Consider the following 10,631-nt stretch of genomic DNA (forward strand, 5'->3'; position numbering starts at 1 on the left):
CCACTTGAAAGGCCGGGGCGCGAACCTGCCGAACGGGAGGCACGACAGGACCGCCGATAGAAGACGGAAACCGCCCGCCCCTCTTTCCGGCCCGCTCATGTGCCGGCAGTCTCCAGAAACCGTGCCACGTCCGGTGGCGCAAGTTGCGGATGCAGGATCGCCCGCAGTGCGCCGCGTCCGAGCGCCCGGAGATCATCGTTGAAATCGCCCAGCCGTGGCGACAGCCCGATCACCTCGATCCCGGCGTCATCCGCGCGGGCGTGCAGCGTCGCCAGCGCCTGATCCCCGGCCGGATCATCGTCGCGCAGCACGTAGAGCCGGCGCAGCAGCGGCGGAAAGATCAGGGCGGCGAGATGCGCCGAGGACAGGCATGCGGCCAATGGCAGATCGGGCAGAACCTGCCGCAGCGACAGCACCGTCTCGATGCCTTCCCCGGCGGCGAGCACATCGGATGCCACCCCAAAGCGCACGGCATGGCCGAGCAGCCCGCCCAGGGCGCGACGCGGATGATCGACCGGCGCCTTGCCGCGCCCTTCCGCCGCCAGCCAGGTGCGATGCACACCGGTCAGAGTGCCGTCGAGATCGGTGACGGCGGCGATCATGGCGGGCCAGGTCTCGGTCGGACTGTCCTCGTCCGGGCGGTAAAAGCAGCGCGGATGGAAGCGCAGGGCGCCGGCTCCGTGCAAAAGCGTAATATCGCGTCTACGGAGATACGCTTCTACGGATGTACCCACGATCGGCCCGGACATGGCCCAGAGCCGATGTGCGGCTTCAGAAGAACTGGCAGAGCCACGCTCACGGGCCGGACGGTCCTGTGACGACGGTACCGGATCGGGACGCGGCAGGCTGAGAAAGGCGCGCGCCTCGTCGGCCACGTCGCGGAAATCCACCAGGCCGAGGCTTTCGCGGATCACGTCCAGCAGGTCGCCATGTTCAGCGGACTGCGCGTCCGTCCATTTTCCCGCCCTGCCGTTGGCGGTGTTGTGCAGCCGGACAAACAGCGACCGGCCGGGCGTGTTGCGTACGTCACCGACCAGCCAGTAATTGCCGTGACGACGACCAGCGGACAGATACCGACGGCACACCGCCTCTGCGTTCTCCGCCAGACGGCGGGCCAGATCGCCCGCGTCATGCAAGGTCATCGCCCTGCCCTCCTGTGTCGGGATTGCCTCCGTCCAGGGCGATCGCCAGCCAGCGATCGGTGGTCATCCATGAAATCGTCTTGCGCCTGCCAAGGTCAAGCAGATGCGCGCCTCCGCTGAAGGCGCCGATCCGGGGACGTGAACAGCTATTGGCCCACTGGAACCCCCATCGCCCCCGCAGCCGGAATGCCCGCGCACAGCGTAGCACGAAATCCACCACCTGATGCGGATCGCCGGTTGTCTCATCGTGCATCCAGAGTTTCGTGCCACCATATTCAGGCACGATCGACAGGACAAAACCGTCAGAGGGCGGGTCTTCCGCCGCCAGTTCGTCGATGAATTCATTGTAGAGGTCGAGCGCCTTTGCGGCATTGTCCACTGTGCCCACATCGAGAACGCAGGAAAAATGCGTGAAGAAATCAGCCATCGGAAAACTCCCGAAACGAAAAAGCCCGGCGCGGTGGCCGGGCTCGTAAAAACGTATTGGCGGAAAAGCGTGCAGTCGGCTTTCAGGAAGCCCGTTCCATCAGCCTGCGGGCCTTCTCTTCCAGATCCAGCCGCGTATCCTGATTGGCCCTGGTGCGGGCCAGTGCGGTAATCCCCTGCACGAAATCGAACACGCTCTCGGGCTTGCGCCCTTCCTCATGCAGCACGGTTTCGATGATCTTCGCCGTCTCTGGCTTCGAGAACCCGCGACGACGCAGGAAACTTTCGCGGTCCTCATCGGTTCTGGCCACCAGCGCCTTGCGCGAAGCCTGAATGCCGGAGACGAACGAGGCCGGGCTGGCCGTGGCGAAATTCCGTAGCGCTGGTGTCGCCTGATGCACGAAACGGGATGCTGCAAACTTGCTATGCCGGATCGTGATCTGTTCGAAATTTTCCACGCCCCAGAGCATGCGGTTTTGACACACTCCGCGCAGGTAAAAGGAGGCGATGCCGAGGCTCTTGCTGCCGACTTCGGAATTCCAGGCGTAGAAACCCCGGAAATAGAGATCGGGATCACCGTTGGGCAGACGTCCCGCCTCGATCGGATGCGTATCATCCACGAGGAATAAAAAAACGTCCCTGTCTGACGCGTAGAGTGTCGTGGTTTCCTTCGTGATGTCCACGTACGGATTATGGGTCATGGTCGCCCAGTCGATCACACCCGGCACCTTCCAGTTGGTATCACCTGTGCCATCGCCGGCGATCTTGCGCACCGCCCCAACCAGCTCATGGTCCCAGATGCGGCCGTAATCCGGCCCCGTGACGGCGCGCAGTTCCACACGCCCGTCCTCGGTTTCCAGCGTCTTGACCAGTTCGGCCCGGTGCGACAGCAACCCGTGCTGCAGGTTGATTGCCGCCAGCGGAGCCGGAAGATTGCGCAGGTACGACGAGGGGGCACCAACCAGGCTGCACATCTGGCCAAAGGACCAGTGTGTGGGAGCAATCGGGTCATTCTGCCCCGGCACGGTCAGGGTCAGGCGCTCGGCATTGTCGCGGCTCGCCTCCACTCGGATGGCGCGGCTTTCTACCGTGCGGGCCGTGGCGCGCTCGGCACGGCCAAGAGTGGCCGCGTGCAAATCAGATAGGGACAGATACCGCTCGTCATCGGGGCGCGAGAACCATTCGGACGAGACGCGGGCACTACGCTCCCCGCGCGAAGGATCGATCCGGAAGCCGCCGGACGCCGCACCACGGAACGCAGGGGGCAGGATGGTGGTTGTGGTCATGGAAAACTCTCCTCTGATACCGGTTATTCGGCACCAGAGGCGAAACCACCCTCTTCCTCCTATGACTACTTCCCGCGCGGGACCCCATCCGACCACGGAGACACCCTGCCCCTCGTTCCGCAACACGGCGAGGCCGCAGCCTCGCCGAAATCACGACGGCAACGGGGGGTAAACTGCCTGTCCGTTTTCTGGCTGACTTACACAGGAAACGGCCGAAACATGGCCCTTATAACGACGCGCCATTATTGAAGTGTGCGTTGAAAAACGGTATGGCGATCACGCGTCGATGCACGTCGCTGACTGAACATTTCATTATGCTGCCTGCCCAATGACGACCCCTCCCAGCGCGCTGATACCGACTACCACCAGGGGTGGCGCCCGCCAGACGGTCAGCAGGACGAAACCGACCAGCACGATCCCGAAATCCGCCGCCGACCTGACCGCGCTCGTCCAGACCGGTGTATAGAGCGCCGCCCCCAGCAGGCCCACGACCGCTGCGTTGACGCCGCGCATCGTCGCCTGAACGGCCCGCTGGCTGCGGAAGGTGTCCCAGAAGGGCAAAGCTCCGATCAGGACCAGGATGCCCGGCAGAAAGATGCCGAAAAGACCGAAAGCGGCACCGGCAACACCGTGGGGAGATTGCCCGACGACCGCGCCGAGATAGGCCGCGAACGTGAAAAGCGGCCCCGGAACCGCCTGTGCCGCGCCATAACCGGCGAGAAAGGTGTCGTCGCTGACCCAGCCCGATGTCACGAAAGCCTCGTGCAGCAAGGGCAGCACGACATGACCGCCACCGAACACGAGCGCGCCTGACCGGTAGAAGGCGTCGAACAGGGAAACGCCCTCTGGTGCGCCATGGCGGGCGAGAACGGGCAGACCGAAGAGCAACGCCAGAAAGAGAGCCAGTGCGACGATCCCTGCACGATGCGATACGGGCACTGTAATATGCTCGCCATCTGACGTCTGCACAGAGCGGCAAAGCCACAAGCCGGCGAGGCCCCCGAGAACGATGGCCGCGATCTGGGCAAGCGGTGAGATGGCGAACAGAACGATGAGCGCGGCCGTGACCGCGATCGAAGCTCGCGTCCGGTCCGGACACAGCGTGCGCGCCATGCCCCATACGGCCTGTGCGACGATGGCGACGGCGACGAGTTTCAGTCCATGCAGAAGGCCTGCACCAGTCGGGCCGGCAAGCGCGTTCGCGCCATAGGCGAAGAGGACCAGTATAAGTGCCGAAGGCAGGGTGAACCCCGCCCACGCCGCAAAACCGCCTGCATAACCGGCCCGCATCAGGCCAATGGAAAATCCCACCTGGCTGCTCGCGGGACCGGGCAGGAACTGACACAGCCCGACGAGATCGGCATAGGCGCGCTCATTGAGCCACCGGCGTCGGACGACGAATTCGTCCCGGAAATACCCGATATGCGCGATCGGCCCGCCGAAGCAGGTGACGCCCAGCCTGAGAAAGATGAGGAGCACCTCAAGAGCCGACCCCGGTCTTTCTGGTCCCACGCCACGCGGCACGATCGTCATTGGGTCGATACTTTCTTATTTTCCCGTTCGACAGGAGACAATTCCCATGAACCGGCATTCATGTGGAGCTGCTGATGACAACAAAAAAATCATCACTTCTGGCTTGTTGGCGACCCAGCATCACGGTGTGCCCAGTCATACAATCAGACAGGATACTGACCGCCTCACTGACGGAGCAAGAAACACTGCGGCAACATGCGCCCGAGAACTTTGTCCTTCAGGACGAACTGATGAAAAAGCGCCGCCGCGCCATGGCCTGTCGCAAGACCCATAATCAACCAGGCGTTCCAGTAATGTAGCGTCTGAAACCACGTCACGGTTTCCGCCGGGAACCGCGCGAACGGGGATGGAATCAGGAGGCCGAAAAAACTCATCGTCTGCCCGGCACCCCATCGCCAGAGATAGCCCAGCAAGATTTCCGCCAGAAGCAGCACATAGAGCGTGTACTCTGCTCCAAGGGCGAATACCCGGTCCACAGGCACGAGAAGGTCCGACAGATGCCGGCCTTTCGTCAGACGCCAGACAATGCGGAACACCATAATTGCGGTCAGCAGGATGCCGGCTGTCAGATGCGCGACCACCATCAGATGATGGACGGGTTTTGTTGGCCAGTTCCAGGTTTCGCCAAGAGCAAACTGAAGCAGCACCAGAAAGGCCGTCATCCAGTGAAGGATGATCGTCGGCCTGTCGTAACGCAGCAGGCTATCTGTGATGTCCGGCGTTGAATAAGGCATATACGTCTCGGCAAAAAAGAACCCTGAATCCACTTCCGTATCATGCTTACCTGACAGGATTCTGAACAGAACAGATTTTCCTAAAACATAAACAATATTGAAAATAACTCGCAATATCAGAATGAAATATCTGTTGTCGCGGCAAATGATGCATCTTAACCTTTATTTGTATTCACCAGAAGCAGCAGGTCATCTTATGTCGCGTCTCCATCCTTTGGCCGAACGTCATGCCGTCGAGAAACTGGGATGGCTGCGTGCGGCTGTTCTCGGCGCCAATGACGGAACGCTGTCGACCGGCAGCCTCATCGTCGGCGTTGCCAGTTCTCATGCGACACGCGGCAGCATTCTCGTCGCGGGACTGTCCGCGCTTGTCGCGGGCGCCCTGTCCATGGCGGCGGGCGAGTATGTCTCGGTCAGTTCCCAGGCCGATTCCGAACACGCCGACATCGCCCGCGAGAAACAGGAACTGGTCACGGACTGGGAGGGCGAAGTCACCGAACTGGCCGGGATTTATCAGAAGAGAGGGCTGGATAAAGACCTCTCGCGCAAGGTCGCCGTTGCCCTCATGAAGCATGATGCGCTCGGTGCCCATGCAAGGGATGAACTGGGTCTGTCCGAAGCCACGGCGGCACGACCCATACAGGCGGCATTCGCCTCAGCAACCGCCTTTTCATCCGGAGCACTACTGCCTGTGCTGGCGGCGGTTCTGACGCCCGTGGCGTGGGTGTCCTGGGGCGTGTCCCTGACGTCCGTCGTGGTTCTCGCTGTTCTGGGGGTCGTTGGCGCGATTGCCGGCGGCGCAGCGCCTCTGCGCCCAGCACTGCGTGTGACGTTCTGGGGTATTGTGGCAATGATCGTCACGGGCGGGATCGGCCGCCTGTTCGGCGTGTGAAGCCGCGTTCCAAGCTCTGAACGAGGCATGTCCTGGGTAGTCTTGACTTCATCCCATATATCTGTGATCGTCGATTTATGGATACAGAATCCGCACTCTCGGCCCTCAACGCGCTGTCCCAGTCCACGCGGCTGGAGATCTTCCGCCTGCTGGTGCGCCACGAACCGGACGGACTACCCGCCGGAGACGTCGCGCGGCATCTCGATGTCCCGCAGAACACGATCTCGGCCCATCTTGCCACCCTGACCCGTGCCGGCCTGCTGACCTCGCAGCGCCACAGCCGGCTGATCGTCTATCGTGCGTGTCTTCCGCGCCTGCGCGACCTGATGCTTTTCCTCGTCAGGGACTGCTGTGCGGGCAGCCCCGAACTCTGCGCGCCCCTGATCGCGAACCTGTCTTCCTGCAGCCCGAGCCCGGCCTCCTGCCCATGACCGTCACCATCTACCACAATCCGGCCTGCGGCACGTCGCGCAACGTGCTGGCACTGATCCGCAATAGCGGCGAGGAGCCCAGGATCATCGAATATCTGAAAACCCCACCGAGCCGCGCGGAACTGTTCGATCTGATCGCCCGTATGGGGGTTCCGGTGCGCGCGGTCCTGCGGGAAAAGGGCACGCCCTTTCACGAGCTCGGCCTCGATAATCCGGCCCTGAGCGATGATACGCTGATCGACGCCATGATCGCACACCCGATCCTGATCAACCGGCCCATCGTCGCAACGCCACTCGGTGTTGCGCTCTGCCGTCCGTCCGAAACGGTGCTGGATATTCTTCCCTCCCCACAGCGCGGCGCATTCGCCAGGGAGGACGGCGAGAAGATCGTGGATGAGGCCGGAAAGCGGATCGTCTGATGCTGGCCCTCGCCATTTTCATTGCAACGCTGGTCTTCGTCATCTGGCAGCCACGGGGTCTCGGCATCGGCTGGAGTGCGATGGCCGGTGCCGCCGTGGCACTGGCGACCGATGTCATCCACTGGCACGATATTCCTGTCGTCTGGCACATCGTCTGGGACGCGACCTTCACCTTTATCGCGCTGATCGTCATCTCGCTGTTGCTGGATGAGGCAGGGTTCTTCCATTGGGCCGCCCTGCACGTCGTACGCTGGGGCAAAGGGCGAGGCCGGACGCTATTCCCGCTGATCGTGGTGCTGGGAGCGGCCATTGCAGCGGTTTTCGCCAATGACGGCGCGGCGCTGCTGCTGACGCCCATTGTCATCGCTATCCTGACGCAACTGCGCCTGAGCCATGGCGCGGCGCTGGCCTTTATTATCGCCACTGGGTTCGTCGCGGATACCACCAGCCTGCCGCTTGTCATTTCCAACCTGGTGAACATCGTCAGCGCCAATTTCTTTGGCATTGCGTTTGATCGCTATGCCGCGATCATGGTCCCTGTCGATCTGGTGGCGCTGGGCGCGACGCTGGCTGTGCTTTGGCTGTGGTACCGGCGGCAGGTGCCTGCGACCTATCCCGTCGCCGAACTGCCAGCACCCGCTGCGGCAATTCGTGACCACCATGTATTTCGGGCGGCATTTCCGCTGCTGGTCCTCGTTCTGGCGGCCTATTTCCTGACAGCGCCGTTTCATATCCCGGTCTGTGTTGTAGCCTGTCTGGCCGCCGGAACCCTGTTGCTCGTCGCCGGATATGGCCGGGTGATCCCTGTTCGCAAGGTGCTGATAGGCGCACCATGGCAGATCGTGATCTTCTCGCTGGGCATGTATCTGGTGGTGTATGGCCTGCGCAATGCCGGGCTGACCGACCACCTTGCGGCCGCACTGGTCTGGCTTGGCCATCAGGGGCCGTTCATCGCCACCATCGGCGCCGGCTTTCTGGCGGCTGTTCTGTCGTCCATCATGAACAATATGCCGAGTGTGCTGGTCGGGGCACTGGCGATCCAGCAGGCTCACGACATCACGCCGCTGACACGCGACCTGATGGTCTATGCCAACATCATCGGCTGCGACCTCGGGCCGAAATTCACGCCGATCGGCAGTCTCGCGACACTGCTCTGGCTGCATGTGCTGGCATCCAAAAATCATCGGGTCACATGGAGGCAGTATATGAAGGTCGGACTGGTGATCACCCCGCCCGTCCTGCTGGCAACACTCGCGGCGCTGGCCCTATGGCTGCCCCGGATCAGTCACCCGTAATACACGACAGGACCGATATATATGACCGAACCTGAGCTGCCAGCCTTGCATCCGGAGTATCTTGAACCGGTCGATCTCGCGCGGCTGGAACCGCAACCGCGTGTGGACCATCCGCCGCGTATCCTTCTGCTCTATGGCTCTTTGCGTCCCCGCTCGTTCAGCCGCCTGCTGGTGCTGGAGGCAGAGCGCATTCTGAAAGTCCTCGGCGCCGAGACACGGGTGTTCGACCCGACCGACCTGCCGGTAGCGGATTCCGTGCCCGCGACCCATCCGAAAGTGCAGGAACTGCGGAAACTCTCGATCTGGTCGGAAGGTCAGGTCTGGTGCAGCCCCGAACGGCACGGCAACATCACTGCCGTGTTCAAGAACCAGATCGACTGGCTGCCGTTGTTCGAAGGCTCGATCCGCCCGACGCAGGGCCGCACGCTGGCCGTCATGCAGGTTTCGGGTGGATCGCAGAGCTTCAATTCCGTCAATGCCCTTCGGGTGCTGGGCCGGTGGATGCGGATGTTCACCATCCCCAACCAGTCCAGTGTGCCTATGGCCTATACCCAGTTCGGTGACGACGACCGGATGAAACCGTCTCCCCTCTATGACCGGATGGTAGATGTCATGGAGGAGCTGATGAAGTTCACATGGCTGCTGCGCGACCGGGCCGACTACCTCGTTGATCGCTACAGCGAACGCAAGGCGGAATTCCGTCTCCCGGAAAGTCTGTGAGCCGGGCAATGGCGGAACAGTTCGATGTTGTGATCGTGGGAGGCGGTCAGGCGGCCCTCGCCGCGTCGTATTTTCTACGACGGACCGGACTGCGTTACGTCATTCTTGATAACGGGACGCAGGCGGGTGGTGCATGGGTGCATGGCTGGGACTCCCTGCATCTGTTTTCACCCGCGTCCTACAGTTCGCTGCTCGGCTGGCCGATGCCAGACACGCCGGATGGCGGCTATCCGACCCGTGACGAGGTGTTGGACTATCTGCACCGCTACGAGGCGCGCTATGCGCCGCCGATCCGCCGTCCTGTAACGGTCGGGCGCGTGGAACGGGCCGGTGGGAAATTCCTGAATATCCGCACAAACGCGGGCGATTTTCTGAGCCGTGCCGTCATCGGTGCGACCGGCACATGGTCGGTCCCGTTCGTTCCTGATGTCGCGGGGCATGAATTCTTTGGCGGGACGCAGATCCATTCCGCGCACTATCAGAGCGCCGCACCTTTTGCCGGTCGGCGCGTGCTCGTGGTCGGTGGCGGCAATTCCGGGGCGCAGATCCTGCCGGAAGTGTCACTGCTCGCGAACGCAACGTGGGTGACGCTGGAGGATCCGGTATTCCTGCCCGACGATGTGGACGGACGGGTTCTGTTCGAACGGGCGACCGCACGTGTTTTGGGCAACGCCGGCGCCATGCCGACAGGAGGCTTTGGCGATATCGTCATGGTGCCACCCGTGCGGGCCGCCAAGGCGCGCGGCGTACTCCACGCGGTACGGCCGTTCGTGCGCATGACGGCAACGGGCGTCGTCTGGCCCGACGGGCGGGAAGAAGCCATTGACGCGATCATCTGGTGTACAGGCTTCCGTCCCGCGCTCTCTGCATTTGCACCACTCGACGTGATCGAGCCGGACGGGCTGATTCACGTGAACGGGCAGCAGGCCATCAGGGAGCCACGCCTGTGGCTGCTGGGGTATGGTTCCTGGTGCGGCCCCGCATCCGCAACCCTCCTGGGGGCGGGCCGTGTCGCGAGATCCATGGTCCGGCAACTGGCGGGCTGGCTTGCGTCGCCGACACAGGATGTCCGCTTACCAAAACCTTGAGCGACTCTCTTTACGACCGACATGTAGGCGACTGCCGCCTGTCTGCTCCTACATCACTGAGCAGACAGGCGGACTAGGGGGGGAAGCCGAATGTCTGCTTCAGAACTGGCCTGATCATAAACTGCCACCATGGGAGCACGTATAGTCCTTGAATTTTCCATGAGGATTTTTCAGATTCTGACACGTGAGGATGAGGCCGTATAACTATTTCGGGTAATCTTCCGTCAAATGCAGAATCGACTGGCTGCGAAAAAAGTCAGGAGAACTAATTATCAAACGGAGAAAGTGCTTCAATAATTCGGCATTCTGAAATATTACCTCCCCCGCATGATTCTATCATCGTAGAAAGTTCATGGCGCAATGCGATGAGATCCGCAATTTTGCGCTCAATTTCTGCCATATGGTCACGAGCAATTCTATCAACTGTCTTACAATCCTGGGTTCCCTGATCCGTTAGGGATAATAGAGCTCTTACCTGGTCTAATGAAAAACCCAGATCCCGAGATCGACGAATAAAAGACAGTCTCGCGAGTGCCTCATCATCATAAGTGCGATAATTGCCATCGGTCCGCTGTGGCGGAGCCAGAAGACCGATCCGTTCGTAATAGCGGATCGTCTCGACTTTGGTATTCGTCGCCTTCCCCAAGGCACCAATCGATCGCATT

General features: G+C 61.6%; 12 protein-coding genes. 6 read left to right on the forward strand and 6 right to left on the reverse strand.

What is annotated here, in order from left to right:
- Window positions 1–95 precede the first annotated feature (95 nt).
- The 5 genes from IFJ82_RS14255 to IFJ82_RS14275 all read right to left on the reverse strand — a co-directional run bounded on the left by IFJ82_RS14255 (window position 96) and on the right by IFJ82_RS14275 (window position 5,154).
- A complete protein-coding gene (locus IFJ82_RS14255) occupies window positions 96–1,142 on the reverse strand; it encodes a DUF7146 domain-containing protein (protein ID WP_003618742.1) in 1,047 nt (348 codons plus the stop codon).
- Entirely contained in the window at window positions 1,129–1,569 is a 441-nt protein-coding gene (locus IFJ82_RS14260; protein WP_003618738.1) for a hypothetical protein, read from the reverse strand. The genes IFJ82_RS14255 and IFJ82_RS14260 overlap by 14 nt, the downstream gene beginning before the upstream one ends.
- Window positions 1,570–1,651: 82 nt before the next feature.
- A complete protein-coding gene (locus IFJ82_RS14265; protein ID WP_146892212.1) occupies window positions 1,652–2,854 on the reverse strand; it encodes a DUF932 domain-containing protein in 1,203 nt (400 codons plus the stop codon).
- Between the two features lie 312 nt (window positions 2,855–3,166).
- Window positions 3,167–4,387, reverse strand: coding sequence for a chromate efflux transporter (gene chrA / locus IFJ82_RS14270; RefSeq protein WP_003618732.1), 1,221 nt, complete (start codon window positions 4,385–4,387; stop codon window positions 3,167–3,169).
- A 164-nt stretch (window positions 4,388–4,551) separates the two neighbouring features.
- Complete coding sequence (locus tag IFJ82_RS14275) at window positions 4,552–5,154, reverse strand: cytochrome b (RefSeq protein ID WP_003618731.1); 603 nt, start codon at window positions 5,152–5,154, stop codon at window positions 4,552–4,554.
- Window positions 5,155–5,317: 163 nt separating this feature from the next.
- Here IFJ82_RS14275 and IFJ82_RS14280 point away from each other — a divergent pair, with 163 nt between their 5' ends.
- From IFJ82_RS14280 to IFJ82_RS14305, 6 genes are all read left to right on the forward strand, one after another.
- Window positions 5,318–6,013, forward strand: a complete 696-nt coding sequence (locus IFJ82_RS14280; RefSeq protein WP_035379753.1) for a VIT1/CCC1 transporter family protein — start codon at window positions 5,318–5,320, stop codon at window positions 6,011–6,013.
- 77 nt (window positions 6,014–6,090) lie between these two features.
- Window positions 6,091–6,444, forward strand: a complete 354-nt coding sequence (locus tag IFJ82_RS14285) for an ArsR/SmtB family transcription factor (RefSeq protein WP_003618728.1) — start codon at window positions 6,091–6,093, stop codon at window positions 6,442–6,444.
- Window positions 6,441–6,863 carry an arsenate reductase (glutaredoxin) gene (gene arsC / locus IFJ82_RS14290; protein ID WP_048859140.1) on the forward strand — a complete coding sequence of 141 codons (423 nt, stop codon included), beginning with the start codon at window positions 6,441–6,443 and terminating at the stop codon, window positions 6,861–6,863. Before IFJ82_RS14285 ends, arsC begins: the two co-directional genes overlap by 4 nt.
- A complete protein-coding gene (locus IFJ82_RS14295) occupies window positions 6,863–8,158 on the forward strand; it encodes an arsenic transporter (protein ID WP_275403443.1) in 1,296 nt (431 codons plus the stop codon). The genes arsC and IFJ82_RS14295 overlap by 1 nt, the downstream gene beginning before the upstream one ends.
- A 21-nt stretch (window positions 8,159–8,179) precedes the next feature.
- Window positions 8,180–8,878: an arsenical resistance protein ArsH gene (gene arsH / locus IFJ82_RS14300; RefSeq protein WP_003618725.1), complete on the forward strand. Its 699-nt coding sequence runs from the start codon at window positions 8,180–8,182 to the stop codon at window positions 8,876–8,878.
- Between the two features lie 8 nt (window positions 8,879–8,886).
- Window positions 8,887–9,966, forward strand: coding sequence for an ArsO family NAD(P)H-dependent flavin-containing monooxygenase (locus tag IFJ82_RS14305; protein ID WP_003618723.1), 1,080 nt, complete (start codon window positions 8,887–8,889; stop codon window positions 9,964–9,966).
- A 265-nt stretch (window positions 9,967–10,231) separates the two neighbouring features.
- Here the strand turns inward: IFJ82_RS14305 and IFJ82_RS14310 are convergent, their stop codons facing one another.
- The gene (locus IFJ82_RS14310) at window positions 10,232–10,630 is read right to left on the reverse strand and encodes a MerR family transcriptional regulator (protein WP_003618791.1); all 399 of its coding nucleotides are present in this window, start codon (window positions 10,628–10,630) and stop codon (window positions 10,232–10,234) included.
- Between the last annotated feature and the right edge of the window lies 1 nt (window position 10,631).

Source organism: Novacetimonas hansenii, from assembly GCF_014843995.1.
In the GTDB taxonomy this organism is placed as follows: Bacteria; Pseudomonadota; Alphaproteobacteria; order Acetobacterales; family Acetobacteraceae; genus Novacetimonas; species Novacetimonas hansenii.